This window comes from Phyllobacterium sp. 22552, from assembly GCF_052044585.1.
GTDB classification, from domain to species: domain Bacteria; phylum Pseudomonadota; class Alphaproteobacteria; order Rhizobiales; family Rhizobiaceae; genus Phyllobacterium; species Phyllobacterium ifriqiyense.
Genome location: NZ_JBQENG010000001.1, coordinates 527,118 through 548,998 on the forward strand (window position 1 = coordinate 527,118; position 21,881 = coordinate 548,998).

The 21,881-nt window shown below is 51.0% G+C and carries 20 protein-coding genes; 9 read left to right on the forward strand and 11 right to left on the reverse strand.

Annotated features, from left to right (window positions below):
- Positions 1-68 precede the first annotated feature (68 nt).
- The 6 genes from ACTJI9_RS02645 (at position 69) to ACTJI9_RS02670 (ending at position 6,265) form a co-directional block, all read left to right on the forward strand.
- Positions 69-332, forward strand: a complete 264-nt coding sequence (locus ACTJI9_RS02645; RefSeq protein WP_115052638.1) for a hypothetical protein — start codon at positions 69-71, stop codon at positions 330-332.
- A gap of 206 nt (positions 333-538) precedes the next feature.
- Positions 539-1,975 carry a UbiA family prenyltransferase gene (locus ACTJI9_RS02650; protein ID WP_440806210.1) on the forward strand — a complete coding sequence of 479 codons (1,437 nt, stop codon included), beginning with the start codon at positions 539-541 and terminating at the stop codon, positions 1,973-1,975.
- A complete protein-coding gene (locus tag ACTJI9_RS02655; protein ID WP_440805815.1) occupies positions 1,972-3,294 on the forward strand; it encodes an FAD-binding protein in 1,323 nt (440 codons plus the stop codon). The genes ACTJI9_RS02650 and ACTJI9_RS02655 overlap by 4 nt, the downstream gene beginning before the upstream one ends.
- Before the next feature lie 84 nt (positions 3,295-3,378).
- Positions 3,379-3,807, forward strand: coding sequence for an EamA family transporter (locus tag ACTJI9_RS02660; RefSeq protein ID WP_115052641.1), 429 nt, complete (start codon positions 3,379-3,381; stop codon positions 3,805-3,807).
- A 13-nt stretch (positions 3,808-3,820) separates the two neighbouring features.
- A complete protein-coding gene (locus tag ACTJI9_RS02665; protein ID WP_337354561.1) occupies positions 3,821-4,816 on the forward strand; it encodes an NAD-dependent epimerase/dehydratase family protein in 996 nt (331 codons plus the stop codon).
- Between the two features lie 12 nt (positions 4,817-4,828).
- Positions 4,829-6,265, forward strand: a complete 1,437-nt coding sequence (locus tag ACTJI9_RS02670) for an aspartate aminotransferase family protein (protein ID WP_336439832.1) — start codon at positions 4,829-4,831, stop codon at positions 6,263-6,265.
- Positions 6,266-6,310: 45 nt separating this feature from the next.
- Here ACTJI9_RS02670 and ACTJI9_RS02675 read toward each other — a convergent pair whose 3' ends face one another.
- Complete coding sequence (locus ACTJI9_RS02675; protein WP_440805819.1) at positions 6,311-8,014, reverse strand: hypothetical protein; 1,704 nt, start codon at positions 8,012-8,014, stop codon at positions 6,311-6,313.
- A 378-nt stretch (positions 8,015-8,392) separates the two neighbouring features.
- On the opposite strand from ACTJI9_RS02675, the gene ACTJI9_RS02680 reads away from it, so the two are divergent.
- A complete protein-coding gene (locus ACTJI9_RS02680) occupies positions 8,393-10,906 on the forward strand; it encodes a GcvT family protein (RefSeq protein WP_440805822.1) in 2,514 nt (837 codons plus the stop codon).
- A gap of 123 nt (positions 10,907-11,029) precedes the next feature.
- On the forward strand, positions 11,030-11,881 hold the full coding sequence (locus ACTJI9_RS02685) for a DUF1194 domain-containing protein (RefSeq protein WP_115053258.1): 852 nt from the start codon (positions 11,030-11,032) through the stop codon (positions 11,879-11,881).
- Between the two features lie 5 nt (positions 11,882-11,886).
- Here ACTJI9_RS02685 and ACTJI9_RS02690 read toward each other — a convergent pair whose 3' ends face one another.
- Complete coding sequence (locus ACTJI9_RS02690; RefSeq protein ID WP_115052644.1) at positions 11,887-12,885, reverse strand: GlxA family transcriptional regulator; 999 nt, start codon at positions 12,883-12,885, stop codon at positions 11,887-11,889.
- Between the two features lie 218 nt (positions 12,886-13,103).
- Complete coding sequence (locus tag ACTJI9_RS02695) at positions 13,104-13,364, reverse strand: hypothetical protein (protein ID WP_115052645.1); 261 nt, start codon at positions 13,362-13,364, stop codon at positions 13,104-13,106.
- 137 nt (positions 13,365-13,501) lie between these two features.
- Between ACTJI9_RS02695 and ACTJI9_RS02700 the strand changes: the two genes are divergently transcribed.
- Positions 13,502-14,410, forward strand: a complete 909-nt coding sequence (locus ACTJI9_RS02700; RefSeq protein WP_115052646.1) for a LysR family transcriptional regulator — start codon at positions 13,502-13,504, stop codon at positions 14,408-14,410.
- Here the strand turns inward: ACTJI9_RS02700 and ACTJI9_RS02705 are convergent.
- From ACTJI9_RS02705 to ACTJI9_RS02740, 8 genes are all read right to left on the reverse strand, one after another.
- Entirely contained in the window at positions 14,400-15,122 is a 723-nt protein-coding gene (locus ACTJI9_RS02705; protein WP_440805826.1) for a copper homeostasis protein CutC, read from the reverse strand. The genes ACTJI9_RS02700 and ACTJI9_RS02705 overlap by 11 nt on opposite strands.
- Positions 15,119-16,033 (reverse strand): ROK family protein, encoded by a 915-nt coding sequence (locus tag ACTJI9_RS02710; protein WP_440805829.1) that lies wholly within the window; start codon positions 16,031-16,033, stop codon positions 15,119-15,121. Before ACTJI9_RS02710 ends, ACTJI9_RS02705 begins: the two co-directional genes overlap by 4 nt.
- Before the next feature lie 66 nt (positions 16,034-16,099).
- A complete protein-coding gene (locus ACTJI9_RS02715) occupies positions 16,100-18,127 on the reverse strand; it encodes an ASKHA domain-containing protein (protein ID WP_440806213.1) in 2,028 nt (675 codons plus the stop codon).
- Positions 18,128-18,268: 141 nt separating this feature from the next.
- Positions 18,269-19,231, reverse strand: a complete 963-nt coding sequence (locus tag ACTJI9_RS02720; RefSeq protein WP_337354567.1) for a methyltetrahydrofolate cobalamin methyltransferase — start codon at positions 19,229-19,231, stop codon at positions 18,269-18,271.
- 10 nt (positions 19,232-19,241) lie between these two features.
- A complete protein-coding gene (locus tag ACTJI9_RS02725; protein ID WP_440805832.1) occupies positions 19,242-20,114 on the reverse strand; it encodes a methylenetetrahydrofolate reductase in 873 nt (290 codons plus the stop codon).
- A 16-nt stretch (positions 20,115-20,130) separates the two neighbouring features.
- A complete protein-coding gene (locus ACTJI9_RS02730; RefSeq protein WP_115052651.1) occupies positions 20,131-20,433 on the reverse strand; it encodes a virulence factor in 303 nt (100 codons plus the stop codon).
- 119 nt (positions 20,434-20,552) lie between these two features.
- Positions 20,553-21,224 (reverse strand): exopolysaccharide biosynthesis protein, encoded by a 672-nt coding sequence (locus tag ACTJI9_RS02735; RefSeq protein ID WP_307285973.1) that lies wholly within the window; start codon positions 21,222-21,224, stop codon positions 20,553-20,555.
- Between the two features lie 68 nt (positions 21,225-21,292).
- Positions 21,293-21,868 carry a DUF4893 domain-containing protein gene (locus ACTJI9_RS02740; RefSeq protein ID WP_307285970.1) on the reverse strand — a complete coding sequence of 192 codons (576 nt, stop codon included), beginning with the start codon at positions 21,866-21,868 and terminating at the stop codon, positions 21,293-21,295.
- Positions 21,869-21,881: the final 13 nt, after the last annotated feature.

Sequence of the window (21,881 nt, forward strand, 5' to 3'; positions counted from 1 at the left end):
CTATAACTGTTTGTGAAAGAGTAAGTTTGACTCTTGGTAACAGGGACGGTGGTAACACTGGAATGGATATGAACAAGGTTGCTATTGCTATTCTTATGAGTGCCATCTCTGCCGGGTCGGCTTTTGCCGCCAGTATCACAAATGGCGATTCATCTGCTCAGACAATTGTTGTCACGGAAGGTTCGAGCAAGACCGAGCTTCAGGTGGGAGCTGGCGAGACTGTCGATTTTTGCAGCAATGGTTGCTTTGTTACATTTTCCAATGGCGACCGTGAGGCATTGACCGGCGGTGAAACCGTCGAGATCAAAGGCGGCAAAGCCACCATCAAGTAGATTCTACAAATCAGATAACTATTTTATAGGCCGGCTGAGTCCTTCAGCCGGTTTTTTTAATTGTTGATTTACTGTCGCTATTACTTTCCCCGAAGAACTCGCCCCTGCTAGATAAGTTCATTGTTCATTTTATCTTTTACGGTAAGCACTGCACCAATGAATAATGTAAATGTCCCGCACGTGCAGGACTCCAGGGATTTGTCGTGATAGATTCTCCTTCGAGTAACAAAGTTTTGGACTTGGTCGTAGACCTTGATGGCACGCTGATAGCGACCGATCTTCTTTGGGAAAGTGTGTTTCAGTTACTGAAGAAGAATATGCTCTACGTTTTTCTTTTGCCGGTTTGGTTACTCAAAGGGAAAGCAAATCTAAAACATCAGATATCGCAGCGCGTTACTATTGATCCCTCAACATTGCCTTATCGATCTGAGTTTGTTGAATATCTAAGGCAGGAACGCGATCAAGGCCGCAGACTGGTGCTCGCCACCGGTTCGGCACGCAGCTTCGCAGACAGTATCGCCGGGCATCTTGGGATATTCGATGCGGTTTATGCGACCGATGAAAACCGCAACCTGACGGCACACAAAGCAGCGTTTTTGTTGGAAACCTACGATAATGTGAAGTTCGCTTATGCCGGAAACAGTCGTGCTGACCTGCCGGTGTTCGATGCAGCGAGCGAGGTCATCGTGGTCGCCCCGGATCGGGCAGCGCGCAAATGGCAACAAATGCATTCTACCCGGCTCTTCGAAGCACCCAAAACCAACTTCAAAACATTCCTGAAGATGCTTCGGGTCCACCAATGGATGAAGAACACGCTGATATTTGTTCCAGCCATTTTAGACCATATGTTGATGGAATGGCAGGTAATCGTAAATTCCGTCTTTGCGTTCTTTGCGTTTTCCGCAGCAGCCTCGGCAATCTACATTATCAATGACTTGTTCGATCTTCCGCTTGACCGACAGCATGCCCGCAAGAAGAACCGTGCTTTCGCCAGCGGTGCTTTTTCTATTCGTTTCGGCCTTGTTGTTGCTGCGTCGCTTCTCCTGATAGCGGGTTTGCTCTCATCGCAACTGCACTGGACTTTTGGTGCCGTGCTAGCAGGTTATCTGATCACGACCACGGCCTATTCAATCTCAATAAAACGAATGTTGCTGGTGGATGTTTTCACCCTCGCAGGGCTCTATACCTTGCGTATTCTTGCGGGTGCAGCGGCCAATCAGACTGAAGGCTCGTTCTGGTTGTTGGCATTTTCATCATTCTTCTTTTTGTCGCTGGCACTGGTGAAGCGATATGTGGAACTAAAAAATTCTGTCGTTGAGGAAAATAATCGCATTGCGGGCAGGGGATACCGGCGCGCTGATCGTGAAGTTATTGCTCAATGCGGAATCGCTTCGGCATTCGCTGCGGCCCTCGTTCTGGCGCTGTATGTGGACAGTGACGCCGTCGTAAGTCTTTACGCTTATCCATGGATGATCTGGCCGCTGTGCCCAATCGTACTCTACCTCAACATTCGCATCTGGATATTGGCATATAGAGGTGAAATGCATGACGACCCGGTTGTGTTTATCATATCGGATTGGCGCAGCCAGGTTGTAATAGCTATCGGAGCTGCTCTCCTTCTTTATGGCGGTATGCGCTCGTGACTGGAAATTATAACAGTTTTGGGTTGATCGACAGACGTCAACGTGTGGCTATTCCGCTTGAGCAAGCTCGAGAGCTTTTTGAAAACCAGCGTTATGACCCGGGCGGTTTTCTGGCGTTTGGCAATGGAAAGTCTTACGGCGACTCCTGCCATAATGATCAAGGAACGCTGATCGATATGCGTGCCAGCGATCAACTCATTGAGTTTGACGCCAACACTGGTCGTCTGACGGCGCAAGCCGGAATAACGCTTTCCAGCATCATAACCATCGGAGCAAAGCACGGTTATTTCCTGCCGGTTACGCCGGGCACGCGCTTTGTAACATTGGGCGGTGCGATAGCCAACGACGTCCACGGCAAAAATCATCACCGGCGTGGAACGTTTGGCTGTCATGTTGAGCGCTTTGAGCTTCTCAGGTCAGATGGTTCCACGATCACATGCGCGCCCGAAACGAATTCCCGGCTTTTCGACGCCACAATCGGTGGTCTGGGTCTGACCGGCGTCATTCTTGCTGCGACGGTTCAGCTTATGAAGGTCGGGTCTCTGGATGTCCTTGAGCGTATCCGTCCCTTTAGGAGTTTGGGAGAATATTTCAGCCTTGCCGTTCAGGCCGATGCGGACAATGAATATTCTGTAGCCTGGGTTGATCAGCTGGCCTCTGGTGCTGATGCTGGCAGAGGCGTACTCATAAGTGGTAATCATGCTGACAATGGCAATTTCGCGGTGAGTACAAAACCCGGCCGGTTGAATGTACCATTCGACCTCCCGATTTCCGCGTTGAATTACCCCAGCCTAAAGCTGTTCAATGCCGCTTATTATAATCTGAAGGGCCGTCAACAGAAGTCACATCTGAGCGGTTATCAAAACTTCTTTTATCCGCTTGATCAGGTTTTAAATTGGAATAGGCTGTACGGCAAAGCCGGTCTCTTTCAGCATCAAAGTGTCATTCCTGAAGCCGCGGCACCATCCGTAATACCAAATATGCTAAAAGCCACGCGCGATGCCGGGCAAAGCTCTTTTCTCACGGTGCTGAAAAGGTTCGGTGATATTCAATCTCCTGGAATGCTTTCCTTTCCTCAAGCGGGCTACACTCTTACCGTGGATTTCCCCAATCGCGGTCGCCGCACGCTTGGCTTGCTGGCTGAACTTGACCGGATGACAATTGCCAGTGGGGGGCGGGTCAATCCTTATAAGGACCAACGCATGAGCGCTGCGGTTTTCAAAGCCGGCTTTCCGCGCTGGAAGGAACTTGATCAGGAGCGGGACCCAGAAATCAATTCGAACTTTTGGCAGCGAACTGCCTTGGCTGGAGCAATGTGATGAAAGCATCAAACTTTAACAATGTGCTTGGTGTGTTCTCAAGACAGGATTGTTATCGATCGGGGGACATAAGGGGACATTTCAATGACTAAGTATATCCCGTTCATTCTGTTTACGGTGATGACAAACGCGGCTGCCCAGGTCCTGCTAAAATATGGAATGATAAGCTTGGGACCAATCAGCTTCAGTGCCGACACGATTATCCAACGCGTCTTTCAGATTGTATTCAATCCGTGGGTATTTGCCGGGCTTTTCATGTTTGTCATTTCCATGGCGTCCCATCTCTTTGTGCTTTCAAAGGTTGATCTTTCCTACGCTTATCCATTTCTAAGCCTTGCTTACGTCGTCGTGGCGGTCATCGCCTGGGCGCTGTTCAAGGAAGAGCTTGGAGCATACAAGCTTGCGGGAATTGCATTCATTATGGTGGGCACAATCCTTATCGCACAAGGCGGGCACGAGAGCGGATCGGCACTGGATGCTGAGAAATCGTCAACGCTAAACACACCATCATAAGTGGAACCGAGGCATGAGACATATTATTTTTGGTGGTGACGGGTTTGTCGGGCGGCATCTCGCACCAAAGCTTGCGGCAGAAGGCGAAGAGGTGCTTGTCGCCGATATCGTTAAGAGCAGCCTGCCACATTACGGCGACGTCCAGTTCGTGCAATGCGATGTCACAGACACCAGTGCAATTGCCAACGTCGGAATTAAAGCTGATGACATGGTGTACAACCTGTCAGCGAAAATGCTGTCGCCGTTACAGGTCAGGGCAAAGCGACATGATTTCTTTTTCCCTGTAAACTATTACGGGACCGAAAATATCATCAAGGCTTTGGATAAGGCTGGCGCCAACAAGCTGGTGCACTACACGACGGATATGATTTACGGCCATACATATGTTTGGCCACAAACCGAGGAACATCCGGCTGCTCCACTTGGTGAATACGGATTGTCAAAGTGGAAGACAGAGGAACTGGCGACCGAGTGGCGCAAGCGTGGGATGAACATCTCCTTGTTTCGGCCCCGCTTGATTATCGGTCCCGGGCGGCTTGGTATCCTGGAAAAGCTCTTCAAGCTGGTGGATTACAATCTGCCTGTCCCAATGATCGGTTCTGGCAAAAACCCTTATCAGTTCATTTCCGTGTTTGATTGCGCGGATGCGGCCTATGCAGGTTGGAAGGCAGGTGTTCCAAACGAAGCTTATAATCTTGGTTCACTCAACCCGCCACCGGTTCGCAAGCTTCTGGGCGATCTTGTGAGGTTCGCTGATTCTAAATCATTGCTTGTGCCGACACCGGCTTGGGCAGTGAAACGCACGCTGGATTTTTTCGACATGATCAACATGCCCATCATGGATCCCGAGCAATATCTGATCGCTGATGAAATGTGCGTGCTTGATGTTTCGAAGGCGGAAAGACAATTGGGTTGGATTCCAAAGCATCGGGACGAGGACATGCTGATTGCGGCCTATAAAGAATACCGGCTGGTCAAAGAAGGCAAAGCGCCAATGGCAGCGCATTAACGGGGAATGGCGATGAGTAACGTTCAAGAAATGACAAAAGCCGATACGTCGGTTATCCGGCCGAACCTGTTGTCAGTCGATGATGCCAAGGCAATGACTTTGCCACGCATGACAGAAATCTTCACAAAGCATCTCAATCCGGGACAACTTCACTTCATGAAGTTGCTTGGCTTTCACAAGATCAAGATCGAACGGGCTGAGGGGATGTATTATTACGATCAGAACGGGCGAGCGATCCTCGATTTTTTCGGAGGATTCGGATCGCTTGCATTCGGTCACAACCACCCGAAGATCGTGGAAGCACGCAAAAAATTTCAAGATGAGAAGCGGCAGGAAATTGCAATCGCCTTCATGTCGCAATATGCCAGCGCGCTCGCTCATAATCTGGCAGCATGTTCGCCCGGCGATCTGGATATGGTATTTCTGGGCTCGTCTGGCTCTGAAGCGATGGAAGCGGCCATCAAGGTTGCCGAGCGTGCGGCAGGCCCAAAGAAACCCAAGATTGTTTATGCCGAAAACTCGTTTCACGGCAAGACCAAGGGCGTTCTGTCTATTACGGACGGTTCGCTTTACCGTGGCGAATTCAAGCTGGTTGACAATACGATCCGCGTGCCCTTCGGCGATATAAATGCCGTAGAAAATGCTTTCAAGTCGGATCCGGAGATTGGCGTCATTGTTCTGGAGACGATTCAGGGCGGCGGCGGCATTATTCAGGCTCCGAACGAATATTGGCAAAAACTACGAGCGCTTTGCGATCAATATGGTGTACTTTGGGTTGCCGACGAAGTTCAGTGTGGTTTTGGCCGATCCGGCAAATTCTATGCTTTTGAACATGCCGGCGTGGTTCCGGATGTCACCGCATTGGCCAAGTCGCTGGGTGGAGGCAAGGCGGCGGTCGGGGCGATGATCGCCCGGCGCGATGTCTATATGAAAGCCTATGGCACGCCGAAGACCGCTATGATCCATGCCATGGCCACTTTCGGAGGTATCGGGGAAGCATGCGTAACTTCGATCGAAGCGATAAACATTCTCTACGATGATAATCTGATCGCCAATTCAGCAGCGACGGGCGCTTATCTCCTGAGTAAGCTTGAAGAGTTGAAAGCAAAGCATCCGGCTATGATCAAGGATGTGCGCGGCAAGGGCCTTATGGTTGGCCTGGAGTTCCATGACTTCTCCAAAACCGTTCCCATGGTGTTGCGTCCGGTATTGGCCGTACTCGATGATAAGCTTAAAGGTTCGCTTCCTGGCTTTATCGGAAGTCATTTACTTCGCGACCATGGCGTGCTGGTTGCCTTCACCGAGTACAATCGCAATGTTGTCCGACTGGAACCTCCATTGATCTGTGAGCGCGAACATGTCGATGAATTCATCAAGGCACTGGATGAGGTTCTTTCGCGTGGGATTGTGCGGATTGTGAAGGATTTCGTGAAAGCCCAAGTGAAATAGCCGCCGCGATAATTCTTTAGGGAAGCCGGCTTTGTCCGGCTTTTTCTATTGGGTTGGTAACCTCATTCCTGATCTGAGCAAGAGATCCCAACACTCGTTGAGTTTGATGATTGTCCGATCGTCCAGCGCTTTGGCGTAGATGTCTTGTAGATGACGCCGCGCTGTTGTTGTCGGGCAAGTCGGCCGTAGTACACCGTCTGTGGCGCGCACAGAAGCTTCTACCAACGGCGTGAGCGTCCCGACTGTGCGGAATGGATCTGCACCAATTTGAATATGCCGCGTGGCATCCCGATCCAATATCCAGGGAAATGGATCAGTGAAATCAAGGTTCATCAAGCTATTGAGACGTATATTGTTTGTAGTCTCAAATTGCTTGATGGCTTTAACCGCATGGTCGACCGATAAAAGCCAGTACATCTGATAGTCAAGCTCGGCATAGAACCGCCAGCTGGGCAATTGCCCTTCATCAGCTAGCTGCTGATAGGACTTCACGTTTTGCGTATAATGGTCTTCCAGCAGTAGAGCTCGGTCCATTATATCTGCACGCGTCGAAACCAGCCCCATTGTTTTTAATTCGGATACTGGGGCAGGGATATAATTGGGGGCAACGGCGACAAAACGCAAAGTGCCGTGGATGACCTTCGTTACCGTGGGAATGGCAGTGAAGGCGATAAGGCAAAAGATGATTAGCCGTTTTTTTTCGTCAAATGCCGTCGACTTGTAAATTATCGCCAGCAAAACCGGCCAAAGGAAGATAAACTCCTGGCTGCCCGTGTTTTGCGTCTCAAGGAATGTCCCTGCAACCATTAAGACGCTGACCCATAGCCAATCCCGGTCGAGAAAAGACCTGCTTTTCTGCGACATTGTTGTTTGGGAATGGCCGCGCCAATCAAGCCAAAACAAAAAGATGATCAGACCGGCTGCAGCAATTATAACGTCGAGTTTATTCGAAAAGACCGTCAGAAAACGTGAAATCAATAGTCCTTCGTTCAAACTGACCAGCGCAATGATGTTTGCGATATAGGATGAGACCATTCCGTTATTGAGCTCAAGTCCCGCTAAGACAATCATGAAAACCGCGAGTGCCAGAATTACATGGCGTAGCAGGAAACGGCCTGTAAGTACGGCAAAAAGGCCAATCATTCCCCCCGCAAGAAATCCCGTGATCTTCGTGAAAAAAAGCGCAAGCATCGCCAGCGCCGCAATAATTGCTAAGGTGCGACCTCTCGGCAAAAATATAAGCGCGCTTGTTAAGATGTAGAGAAATAAAGACGTGTGGCGATTGTAGATGCCAAACCCACTCACGCCTGGATAGGAATGAAAGGCTTGGGTATTCATAGGACAAAGCGCAAAAATCAGAAAAGGTATTAGGATAGCCATCGCCAATTTGCGATTGTCTTTATCTACCACGGCAATAACTGCCGCCATCAGCGGCATTGCTGATATCAGGACAGACCATTGCGCCAGCAATGTCGGTTGCCCAGAGGGAAAAAGCGTTTGCAACCAATAAAACTGATAATATTCCATAGCGCCGACGGGGGCTTGAAAATCGACGGCGGGAATTTGTCCGAGCTTCAACCGCTGTGCTGCGTCCAGATATATGTAGGTATCCCAGTACATCGGGCCGATGGGAATAATGAGCGGTAAGCTCAGTAGAACGCAAAGAACCAGTGCAGTTAGAAACAGCAAACTCAATGGCGAAAAAAACCACGTAACCGATTGTTTCCTGCCCGTTGTCAAATCCACCATTTGCTTTCGCTTCAGCTCGTTCACTTTTTACAATTGATGATCAGGGTCGCGTCAGTTTCGCCTGGCAGCTTTGTCGCAAAGGCTTGAAATTGGATCACGGTCCCTTCGCCTTTGCTCATCTTGTCCAAACGAAAAAGCGTTGTACCATTTCACCGGGATTAACAGCTTATGACCCTACCCTTCAGTTCTCCATATTGCGTTAAATTGTATGGCTGATCTTCAAGTTTTTTAGTTAAGGCAGGCAGTGTTTACTATGCGTCGCGCCATGTTTTGGGCATGTCGCAAACAGGCCTTAGCAATGGACACGCAGAACGGCATAGTGCAAAAAATCATAGATGCCGTTCGAACCCCTCGATCGATACCAAAGGATGTTTAGAAATGAAAACTGAGGCGCGTGTTGTCGTTATCGGCGGAGGTGTGGTGGGTGTTTCAACACTTTATCACTTGGCCAAAAAAGGCTGGAGCGACGTTGTCCTGATCGAACGGAAAGAACTGACTTCCGGGTCCACCTGGCATGCGGCTGGCCTGCTTCCGCTTTTTAACATGAGCTATTCAGTAGGCCAAATCCACAAGTACTCAGTAAAATTCTATCAGGAGCTGCAGGAAGAAACCGGTATGAATGTCGGTTTTACCAATTGCAGCAATATTCGTCTTGCCCGTACCAAGGATCGCTGGGACGAGTACATGTATTATGCCGGTGTCGCTGAGACGATCGGAGTACCGGTGAAGCTACTGACACCGGATCAGGTAAAGGAAATTTGGCCTCTCGCGGAGATGGACGGAATTTTGGGCGCGATTCAGCATCCCGAAGATGGATATATTCAACCGGCTGATCTGACACAGGCGCTTGCCAAAGGCGCACGCGATCGCGGTGCAACGATCTATCGTTATACAACTGTGCTTGGCATCGAACAGTTGCCGTCCGATAAATGGCTGGTAAAGACCGATAAAGGCGATATTACCGCGGATCACGTTGTGTCCGCCACCGGTAATTTTGCTCGAAAGACCGGCAAAATGGTGGGGCTCGACGTGCCGGTTATTCCGGTCGAGCACCAATACATTGTTACAGAGCCTCATCCCGCTATCGTTGAACGCAAAGCAAAAGGCTTGCCGGAGATGGGCGTTCTGCGCGAAAGTGATAGTTCCTGGTATATGCGCGAAGAAAATGGCGGGCTTTTGCTTGGGCCATATGAGCGCGGCGCTCCGGTCTGCTATGTCGATGGACCTTCAGATGGCAGCGAATACGAGCTTTTCCAGGAAGATTTGGACAGGCTCGAGCCTTACATTGAAACAGCCATTGCGCGGGTTCCCGCCTTTGGCGAAGTTGGCATCAAGAAGGTCTATAATGGTGCTATTGCTTATACGCCAGATGGTTCGCCGATCATTGGACCTGCGCCTCGCCTGAAAAATTTCTGGCTCAATGAAGGTCATTCCTTTGGCGTGACTGCGGCTGGCGGCGCTGGCTGGCAGTTGGCAGAATGGATTGTGGAAGGCGAACCCTCGATCGATATGATGGGCGTCGATCCAAGACGCTTTGGACCCTACGCAACTGAGGGTTACCTCAAAGAAAAGAACGAAGAGGCCTATGCGGAAGTCTTCTCGGTTCATTATCCGGATGAAGAACGCGGTGCAGCGCGCCCCTTGAAGCGCTCGCCAACATATGAGCGCCAGAAGGAATTGGGTGCTGTGTTCGGGACTGTCTATGGTTGGGAACGCGCCAACTGGTTTGCACCGATAGAATATGAACTGGACGTCGCAAAGCTGGACAAGCCGGACGTCCTGATGAATCACAATCATCCCAAGCCGGTAAACGGCAAAGTAAAGGAATTGTGGTCATTTCGCCGTTCGAATTACTTCGAACATGTTGGCCTCGAGATCAAGAACGTTACCAGCAATGTCGGCCTGCTCGATATGTCGGCGTTCTCTAAAATGGAAGTGTCGGGTCCTGGTGCACGCCAATGGCTTGATTCAATTCTGGCGAACCGCATCCCCAAAAAACAGGGACGCATCGCACTTTGCCATCTTCTGACGAAGCAGGGTGGCGTTCGCTCTGAGTTCACGGTCTATGAGTGGGTGCCTGGCAAATTCTATTTGGTCTCTGCCGGGGCATATGAGAACCACGATCATGATTATCTCTATAAGCTATTGCCGACCGATGGCTCAGTATCGCTACGTCCCATCACGTCGACCTACGGGGTTTTGGTTCTTGCTGGACCAAACAGCCGCAAGGTGCTTGAGAAGCTGACACGTGCAGATCTTTCCAATGAAGCATTCCCTTGGCTGTCCGGTAAAGAAATAAGCGTAGGCACTGCGACTGCTCATGCCCTCCGAGTTAATTTCGTCGGCGAGCTGGGATGGGAATTGCATCACCCCATCGAACAGCAGAGCGCCATATACGAAATGTTGCTTGAAGCCGGCGCAGAGTTTGGCATCAAGCCATTTGGCATCCGTGCCATGACTGCAATGGCCGTTGAGAAGTCCTACCGTCTCATCCCACGCGAACTATCCATTGAGTATAATGCCTTTGAAAGTGGACTTGACCGGTTTGTTCATCCGAACAAGGGTGACTTTATTGGTCGCGACGCTGTCGTGAAGGCACGTGAAGACGGCTTGAAATGGAACTTCGTTACCTTGGAGGTGCATGTACCTGGCGTATCCGATGTCGACGCAAGGGGCAGTGAACCAATTTACTCCAAAGGCGAACTCGTTGGACGTGCAACTCACGGTACCTACGGCTGGCGCTTAGGTAAAAGTCTTGCGCTGGCAATGGTAAAGCCGGAATATTCGGCTTTGGGTACAGAACTCGAAATCAAGATTCTCGGTAAGACTCACAAGGCTACGGTCATTCCGGAATCACCTTTCGACACTGAAAATGAACGACTGAAGGCTTAGTAACCTTCGTTGGAAAATAAAAATGGCGCCGTTTGGCGCCATTTTTCTTTTGTGTTCATTCAACTGCGCGTGAACGAGTACAAACCCGCTTTGCGTTATTTCATTTTGCGGTACACTTTCCATATGTCATCACAAAAGAAAGCTCTTTGCGGTTTTCTGATACTGGCGGCGCTCTTGGCCAGTTCCTTGGCGCGCTCACAATCAAACGAAATTGATGTGGATGTAGAGCTTGTTCTTGCGGTTGACGCATCGCGCTCGATGCAAAGTTTTGAGCAAAAAATTCAGAGAGATGGTTACGTTGCGGCTTTTCGGCAAAGAGACGTGGTTCGCGCCATTCAGGAGGGCGTTCATGGCAAGGTTGCGATTACCTATGTCGAATGGGCAGGCTCGACAATGCAACGGGTCATCGTTCCATGGATGGTGGTGGACAGTACAGAATCTGCTGAAAAGTTCGCATCCCTACTTGCAGCGCCTATCCCAACAACACAAAGCAGGACGTCTATCTCAGGCGTCATCGACTTTGGCGCCACCCTTTTCGATGATAACGGTTTTAAAGGGTTGCGCCGTGTCATCGATGTTTCTGGAGATGGTGCAAACAATAATGGACGCCCCGTACTTGAAGCCAGAAATGATGCGACCGCAAAGGGTGTAACGATAAATGGATTGCCCCTTATGACCCGGGGCGATTTTTACTCCGATTGGGCCGTCGAGGATTTGGATGTCTATTACACAAACTGTGTCATTGGCGGGCCCGGTGCATTCATGATTCCCGTCAATTCGTGGGATCAATTTCCTGAGGCGGTAAGACGCAAGCTTGTCCTCGAATTAGCGGGAGGTGCATTCGATGTGCACAAGGTGGATTATCGCTCATCAGATATGCCTCCTATCTCGGTTGTACAGAACAAGCGGGAATACGACTGTTTGTCCGGAGAGCGAATATGGCAAAAGCGGATGCAGGACTGGGAGTCCCGCTAACCTGACTAGGCAGCCATAAGCTGCTTGCGATCAGCGCGCTCCTGTTGTGGCGAGCGCCCATATAGTTCGCGATAGCATTTTGAAAAGTGTGAGGCGGAAACAAATCCGCAAGCTACCGCGACTTCAACAATGGGCATTGACGATTGGATCAACAGATGGCGTGCACGATCAAGCCGGATTTCCAGATAGTAGCGAGCAGGGGAACGCCCCATTTCCTGGCGGAACAAGCGTTCAATCTGGCGGCGAGACAGGCCGACATGATCGGCAATTTCTATCAATGAAAGTGGCTCGGAAAGTCGCGCTTCCATCAGCTCGATAATCGTAAGCACTTTTGAATTCTGTACACCTAGCCGCGCACGGAGAGGCAGACGTTGGCGGTCATGCGGACTGCGGACTCGATCGGTTAGAGCCTGCTCGCAAACGCGGTTGACGATATTATCGCCAAAATCATCACCAATAAGTTTGAGCATCATGTCGAGCGCAGCAGTGCCCCCGGCACAGGTGTAAATATTGCCATCGACCTCAAAAAGATCGGCATAAACATCAGCTTTAGGAAAGGCTTCCGCAAAGCCGGGCAGGTTTTCCCAGTGAATGGCACAGCGCTTGCCTGAGAGCAGGCCAGCCGCAGCCAGTATATGCGCACCTGTACATAGTCCACCGACCGCGACGCCGCGGTTGAATTCCTCGCGAAGCCAGGCAAAAACGGACTTGTTCTGGAACTTTTCAACGTGAACGCCCGAGCAAACAAAGACCATTGATGGACGGTCTTCGCCGGTCAAGTAACGCCGCTCATCTTCAAGCGAGGAATTGGCGGCGCATTCAACGCCATTTGATGCTGTTACCGGCTTTGCATCCACCGATGCGAGGCGCCAACGATATGCCTCATATCCCAACATGCGATTGGCAATACGCAAAGGCTCAATCGCAGTCGCAAATGCGATCATAGAGAAATTCGGAACCAGAAAAAATACGAAAGAGCGCTTGGTGAGACCGACTTGATCCATGTTGACCTATGTTCCCGTATCTGGCTTTAAGGCCATGTCGCACCTGAACCAGCATGTTCCGGCGGCGGGCGTGGTCTTTAGAGCTTTTTTTCAGATACAACCATAGAACTATTCTAAATGGAAGGGCTTGGCCCTGTGTCGCAAAAGCGCAGGTGTAACTAATATTAAAGGGAGCAGATAGTTCGTTATCTGCTCCCTTTTTTGAATTGGCTTCGCATTTAATTTGGCCGGCGTTTCATTTCATTGCATTCCTGCACCTGACGCTCGTACAGATCAGGCCAGCCAATATCTTGCCGAATACCTTCGGGCAGTGAATCAAGTGCACTTTCCGTAGCGTGAAATCTGCGGTTGCGAATAACGGAATCGCGTGCATTTAAAACAGCTCGCGCCAAGCCGTGTACGTGCTCGTTAATGGAAGCTGCAATACGCTCGGAAAATCCAATCTCGCCCTTATTATAGCCTTCGTCACAAATACTCATCTTCGTTCTCCTTTTTGAAAAGAAAGGTGCTTCATGCTTACCTTTCGATACACTTGACTATCGGCGCTAATTGATGTTCAATCAAACGAAATTAGAGAATGGTATAATTAAGAAAAATTGATCTGTGAGGATGTGACATGTCAGCACCAATGCATCACCCGATTCCGATCCTGGATCTGGACGTATTGCGCACATTTGCAATGATTGCCGAAACTGGCAGCTTTTCCAGCGCTGCCAATGCAGTCTTCCGCACCCCTTCCGCAGTTTCGATGCAAATCAAGAAGCTGGAAGAGGTGCTCGGTCATGTTCTGTTGGAACGTGACGCACGATCAGTAAAGTTAACACCAAGTGGCGAGATATTGCTGGGTTATGCCAAGCGCATGCTCTCACTGAACCGCGAAACAGTTGCAAAATTTATTGCTCCGACAGTTTCTGGTGTTGTGCGGCTGGGAGCACCGGACGATGTAGGAGAAAGGGTGCTCCCGTTTGTCTTAAAGAGGTTTGCTGAGTCGCACCCGGATGTAACAGTCGACGTGGTTATCGATCAGAGCAACAACCTACGGAAGCGCCTTGATGAGCAGCGTCTCGACGTGACCTTGGTCAATGTCAATGAGACATTGGCGAAGCATGATGAAATTGAAGTTCTCATGACTGAAAAGATTATCTGGGCCGGAGCCAAGTGCGGTAATGCCCACGAACGCAGTCCACTGCCGTTGTCGATGTGGGAGGAGGGCTGCATCTGGCGTGCCAACGCCATTGAGGCATTGGAGAGCATGGGCCGCGATTATCGCGTCGCTTATATGAGCGCACATACGATGGGCCAGCGCGCAGCCATCGTTGCCGATTTAGCGGTCGCACCATTCTCGAAGTTTCTTCTGGATGACAATATGGTTCAACTTGGACCAGAGCACGGATTGCCCGAGCTTGGTGAATCAAAGCTTGGTATGCTCGTCACCAAGAATGCCGGTGCCCACATTAAAGCAGTAGCTCAACATCTTCGCGTCTATTTCGAAGGGTATGAACGTACTGGCAAACTTACCTGCTGAGGCAATAGTTTTTCAAAGCTCTAACGAGATCCGGGCAAGTCTGCTTTTGCGAGGCGGTTTCAAAACCAAGCCGCCTTGCCGATTCACTGACAATGGGGCAGGAAACCGAGCAAGATGAATGTATTTCTGCAAAGGGAATGCGATCAAGGAGCATCTCGGCATTGTCGATGTTGACGCCCGATCCGGGCATGATTTTTATCCGTCCGTCAGCAAGCTCAAACGTCTGCTGCAGATCATCAATACCTTCGCGAGAAGTTGGCGCGCGTCCAGAGGTGAGGATTCTTTCGAATCCGAGATCGACTACCATATTAATGGCATCTTCAAGGTCTGGCACGAGGTCAAATGCACGATGCAACGTAACACCCAGTCCGCTGCATTGCCGGATTAGACGTTCAAGCGTCTTGTGATCCAACTCGCCGCTGATCAGGTTTGCGCCAAAAACAACACCTGAAAGACCGCTCGCACGAATAACATCGATTTCGCGAAGCATTGCATCGACATCAGTTTCGTTGAAAACGAAGTTTCCTGGACGGGGCCGGATCATCGCGTAGATAAGTATTGATGAGGCAGCAGCTTGACCGATCAGGCCGGGAGTTGGCGTCAAGCCACCGAGCTCGAGTGCGGAACAGAGTTCCACGCGGTCAGCGCCACCCTTTATTGCCGCTGCCAACCCTTCAGGACTATCCACGCAAACTTCAAGTAAAACAGTCATTTAGGCAGTTCCATCAATCCTAGAACTCCAGCGCCGATCAAGCCGGGTTCAATCTTAAGTTCTGCCGGAATTACCAGCGGCCTGTCAGTCCGTCTTAAGATGCGGCGGCGAACTGCTTCGTCCAGTTTGCCGATCAGGGAGCGGGAATTAGCGAGTCCTCCGCCAACTGGTACAATAGAGGCTCCGACTATGTTGAGTGTCATTGCCAATGGTGCGCTTACAATATCAACATAAACGTCAATCGTTCGAGCTGCTGCCCCGTCACCAGCATCCCAAGCTGCAATAATCTCTGTGCTGGCAAGCGAAACACCGTGAATATGTGCATGGAGCCGTTCCATGCCGCGAGCCGCTCCTACTGCATCAACGCAGCCAATCTGACCGCAACCGCACGCATAACGAGGTATGGCAATGGGCGGGTTGCCTGCAAGTGTCGCCGAAACAGGACCATGGCCCCATTCGCCTGCAAAACCTCCAGTCCCCTCGTGAATTTTGCCGTTTATAACCAGGCCACCGCCAACGCCTGTTCCCAGAATGATGCCGAAGACAACCCGATGATTGCGTCCAGCACCGACGACAGCTTCGGACAATGCAAAACAGTCAGCATCGTTTGCCACAAGCACTGGCCGTTTCAGTTTCTCACTAAGGTCCGCAACCAACCGGCGGCCATTTATACATGGGATATTGGCACAAGTGATCACGCCAGTGTCAGAGTCGACAACTCCCGCGATTGATATAGATATCAGACTTGTCGGAGTCACGCCGCCATCAGCCGCAATTTTTTCTATTGCCATGGCAAATAGATCGAAGTCGTGCAGGGGAGTAGCAACCTTGGGCAAAGGGCGAATATCTTCTGGCGAATAGGCTATCGCACCCTTGATGGCTGAGCCACCAATATCAAAACACGCTATCATAGGTGGTAATTTCCGGAATCACTCATATGAGGTTGTTTGATAGCGGAAATTACGAAAGTAACAAAGCTAATCACGTGATCGGCGGGCAGCGCGATCCTCACGTGAACGGCGACGCGGCGTGGCGTCACCTGCAATGCCATCCTCGCTGACATTTTTGCGTGGAGGCAAGGTAACGGCTTTGGACAGTTTTGGGAAAGGATCGACCTTATTCGGCATCGCCATTGCATAAACGAAATGTTCTTGGAACTTCGGTTCAAGAGCAGTTTCAATTTTCTCGATGCGAGTAACAGTGTCCTCGATTTCGCGGCGATAGTTACGGTTTAGCAGAGCCATGCGTGCGCCGGTACCCGCCGCGTTACCCACGGCTTGAACCTTGTCCAAATCGCAATCAGGGATCAGACCGAGAACCATGGCGTATTTCGGATCGATAAACGAGCCAAAGGCACCGGCAAACCGTATTTGATCGACGTGATCAATGCCCAACTTGTCCATCAGCAACTTGACCCCGGCATAAAGTGCCGCTTTTGCCAGCTGAATGGCTCGGACATCTGTCTGGGTAATGGTAATTGTCGGCATACCTTCATGCAAAAGGTAGGAAAACGTGCGGCCAGTTGCCATAACGCGTGGTGATTTGGCAGCAAGGCTACCGTCGATCACGCCATCTTCGGAAATTATTCCAGACAGATACATCTCCGCAACGACTTCAATAATGGCCGAGCCGCAAATGCCGGTAATACCGCTTGCCGCCACAGCGTCATCAAAGCCCGGCTCGTCGGACCATTGTTCTGTGCCGATCACCCGGAAGCGAGGCTCCAGAGTTACAGGATCTATGCGAACCCTCTCAATGGCGCCGGGTGCTGCACGCTGACCACCAGAAATTTCTGCACCTTCAAAGGCCGGACCAGTCGGCGATGAGGCGGCAACTGTACGATGACGATTTCCCAGAACGATCTCGGCATTGGTGCCAACATCAACCAGCAACATCATCTCTTCTTGGCGATGCGGGCCTTCCGCCAGAGTGGCGGCTGCAGCATCAGCGCCAACGTGCCCAGCAATACATGGCAGCATGTAAACACGGGTTCCGGGATTCATCGGAAGGCCAATGTCAGATGATTTGAGATGCACAGCGCCTGAAACCGCCAGCGCAAATGGCGCTCCACCTAGCTCGGTCGGATCAATGCCGAGGAAAAGATGGTGCATGATCGGATTACCGACGAAAACTGCATCGAGAATATCTTCGCGGGCAACTCCGCCTTCGGCGCAGACCCTGTCGATCAGTTCATTTATCGCCCCACGAACGGCGGTGGTCATGCCTTCGCGTCCGTCCGGATTCATCATGACATATGAGACGCGGCTCATCAGGTCTTCGCCGAAGCGGATTTGCGGATTGGACGTGCCCGCCGATGCGATGGTACGAACTGAAAGAAGCGACGACAGATGCATGGCAATCGTCGTGGAGCCTATATCACAAGCAATGCCATAGGCTTCATTCTTGAGGCCAGGCCACAAGCCGATCATGGTTGGGCGGGATGTCTCTTCATCATGGTGGATAGCGGCAGTGACGCCCCATTCGCCCTTGCGAAGTATCTTCTGAACATCGGCGAGAAGATAGGTGTCGACGTCTATATTGTGAAAGCCCCATTCCTTTTCGAGCGCAGCCTTCAGTCGGTCCAGATCGCCAAGCGGTTTGTGCATGTCGGGCTCTTCAACCTCGACATAGCACATGCGGATAGCGGGATTACGCTCGATCACGCGTGTATCGACCTCTTTGCGTACGACCTGTGCGTTGACTTGAACGTCTTGCGGAACGTCGACAACAAGATCGCCAAGGATCGTCGCCGAACAGGACAGGCGCCTGCCTTGTTTGAGGTCCCGCTTTTCCGCGTATCGTTGCTCTTTGGCGCCAAATTCCGAAATATGATCGTTGGAGGAGGTAATGCCATGTTTGGCAAAGCGACCCTCCTGTACTTCGACCTGACAACGGCCGCAAATACCGCGACCGCCGCAAACACTTTCGACATATACGCCGAGAGTACGCGCTGCATCGAGGATAGGAGTGCCAACTGCAAAGCGACCACGCTTTCCTGAAGGCATGAAAAGCACGAGTGCTTCTCTGGCGGAGCTTTCAGGTGTTTTAACGGGTGCGTTCAAGATCGGTACTCCAAAACTCATTAGGTGGAGGGCAGGGTGTAGCCTCCACCTATCTATGCCGGGCCGAGCGTCTGACGCAAACGGCTAGCTTGCGACGCCGCGTCGCGCATCTCGTCCACCACGGCGACGACCACCACCGGATGAATCGGCAGGGACAGAAATTCCCGCAGTTGCACCTGCCCCTGCTGGCTGGTGGTCACGGTATTTTTTGATCCAATAGGTGCAATTGGCATCAGTGCCGTTGAGAACATTGGCAGCGTGCACCGCTTCCATCTCCTGTGGGCGGCAGGGATTCATAATGGCCGACGTCATTCCAGCGCCGATGACCATTGGAATGAAACCGGCATTGATGCCATGACGATGCGGTAAACCGAACGAAATGTTTGACAGGCCGCAAGTGGTATTTACCTTGAGTTCTTCCCGCAGGCGGCGAAGCAGGGCAAATACCTGACGTCCCGCATCGCCGAGAGCTCCGATGGGCATGACCAGCGGATCGACAACAATGTCGTGGGCGGGAATGCCGAAATCAGCGGCACGTTGAACGATCTTCTTGGCAACCGCAAAGCGAACGTCCGGATCCATGGAAATGCCGGTCTCGTCGTTCGAGATGGCTACGACCGGGACATTATATTTCTTTATAAGCGGAAGAATTGCTTCTAGTTTTTCCTCTTCACCGGTTACTGAATTCACCAATGGACGACCTTTGGCAACACGCAGTGCAGCTTCGATAGCTGCCGTAACCGAACTGTCTATGGAAAGCGGCACGTCAACCAGATTCTGTACGATCTCAAGTGTCTTGACCAGAAGATCAGGCTCCGTAGCATTCGGATCCACCGCTGTTACCCCGGCATTCACATCCAACATGGTTGCGCCAGCGGCTACCTGTTCCAGTGCATCCCTGATGACAGTATCGAAGTTTCCAGCCACCATCTCTGCGGCAAGCTTCTTGCGCCCGGTAGGGTTGATCCGCTCGCCGATTACGCAAAAAGGCTGATCGAAACCTATGATGATCTCTCTGGTTGCCGAGGCAACGATCGTACGGGTCATGCAGAAATCCTTAATTGGCCGCTGAGTTGACTGCTAGGTAGGGTGTAGCGTTCAAGTTCCATGAACCACGATCAACCAGCCATTCGGATGATTTCTTCAGGCCACCAAACGGAAACACGTGTATCTGCTTGATCGCGGATGCCGGATTGGCAATCGCGTGCTGCTCGATTGGGCCAACTACACCCTCCGGAGAATGGCTTGTCGCGAGCGCAGTTAGCGAAAGCGCATTCTTCTTCAAGAAGCTGATTGAATTACCTACACCACACATTGCAGCATATTTAATCAGCGTTGTGATTTTTGCGGGGCCTGCGACGCCCAGATGGACTGGCAAATCCACGCCATGCTCGCGCAGCGATTCCGAATAACGGATAAAGCGATCAGCATCAAAACCGAACTGGGTGACTACCCGAATACGAGCACCGGTGCGTTCACCGAAATTCTTCTTGAGGCGAAGCGCCTCCAAAGCAACAGCTTCGGAAAACTCAGGGCTTCCTTCCGGATGACCGGCAACACCCATTTCCGTAATGCCATACTTATCAAAAAAACCGGTTTCAAGAACCTGCATTGTGGAAGAAAATTCACCGGCCTGACGCTCAAGACCACCGCCAATGACGAGGACATCTGTGACGCCAGCTTCCTGCGCAGCGCGTTGAATGCGGGTTTCCAAGGCAGCTTTTGTCGAAAGGCGACGCGAAGCGAAATGTGGAACAGGCTTATATCCAAGATCATGAATGCGCTTTGCAGCCGCTGTGAGCGTATCAACGCTATCGCTACCCATGTCAGTGATATAAACACGCGTACCGGCCGGAAAAAGGCCCGGAAGATCTTGGGATTCGATAGCCTGGCGCGCTGCGACTTCGATTGATGCTGCGATTTTTGTCATTGGCTTCGCTCTCAATTCATGAATTGTCATGTCCACCTGCCTTTACAAGCGCCACAAGGCGTTCCCGGTCATAATCATTGTCAATACGGGCGAGGGCCGTATCAGCCTCAGTTTCAAGATCGTCACTGACAGGCACCGGCGTGCCGCGACGCCATTCGGCCAGATAAGCGTCAGAATCTTTGGCACCTATGCGCATCGCGCACATGTCGATAGCTTCAGTAAAACGAATGGGGAGTTCACGCTTTGCTGCCTGGCGGCCTTTTTTGACGGTCACTTGGGCGGGTATATCCCGCCAATAAACGACAATGAGATCAGCCATGCAAAAGGTCCTCCGACAACGTTCCTTGTGCCGGAAAATATTGGGCTAAGCTAGCTATCTCACGACGCACGGGCACTCAAATGCGACGTACCGTGGTGCTATTTTTGCGACAACTTATTTTAGAAGGGCCAAAAACTTGCTGCATAGGTAATAACGCTGGCAGCGACAAAGGCAAAACCAGCGACAATCGCAATTGAGACAACACCTATTGTAAGCCCTGCAAACAATAGTCGCCCATCGCGTTCACATAAGGCAATTCCGATAATTGCAGTTGCGAGCGCTGGGAGCCAGTTTGAAAGCGGCATCGGCAATACGACTGACATGCCGAGAATAGTAGTAAAAGCACCGAGCAAGCGGTCGCCTTGTTTCCGACCAAACGGCCAGTTGCGTGGTTTTATAAAGCGCTCGAGCCATTGGAGCCTGGGCACAATCTTGTCGGAAACCTGCCTGAAACGTTCAGGCGAAATTGACTTTGTGCGCAGAAAAGAGGGCAGCCAAACGGAATCCCGTCCCATGACCATTTGAACCGACACAAGCACAAGGGGGATACCTGTGACTATTCCAGTGCCAGGGGGCAGTGGCAGCAGGTTCAAGATGGCAAAGAACGTCAACAGCGCAGCAAAACTGCGATCTGTAAATGCGTCCTCCAGTTCGGTGAATGAAACAGGAGCGGTAACGGAAAGAGATAAATCCTTGAAAACCTGAGAGAGAGGCCGCGGATCGTTGTCCGCTTGCATCTCTTCTATGTGGTCCTCAGGACTTGGTTTATGGTTTGCTTGAGTAGCAGTCATGTTCTCGTCTTGCTTGTGCTTTCGACGCATATGGCGTGAGCTTGGTGACATTGCAATGACGAAAGGGCTTAACGTTTTAATTCCAGAACATCCAAAATTGACTCGAGCGCTGGTGAGGGAAACTCAATCCGGAACGAGTTCGTTGACATTCGGTAGGCATAACCTACCTCGTCAGTATCAGCGCCAGAACCATATTTTTTCGGCTTTTCACCAGCAATAAAGCCACTTCCCAAATAGATCAGCCTTGTGTCACTATCAGTGAAGAAGCGACCTTTGGTACGCTGCGATCCGCTTATCTTTTCCAGCATCCAACCGGATCCATCATCGGTGACACGACATTTGAACCAGCTGTAAATTACCAGCGGCGTGGTTTTCCCAAGCTTTATTGTGCGGCATTGCCAGTTGCCGGTCATGTCAAAATTCTCACCAAATCCGAGAGTGGGCGCGGCAAGAATATCGTTGAGTTTGGCTATATCTGCCGGTTCTCCGCCTTTTCTTGCTTCGCTCAACGCCTGCGCTTTGGTTGTTTCATGCGAGGCGAGACGAACTTTGTCTGAAGCCGTGATGATTTTGTTGATGGTCCCATCCGCAAAAGCAGAATGTGCGATGCAGATCAGAAGAACTGTCAAAATGGGAAATCGCATGGAAAATTCCTGT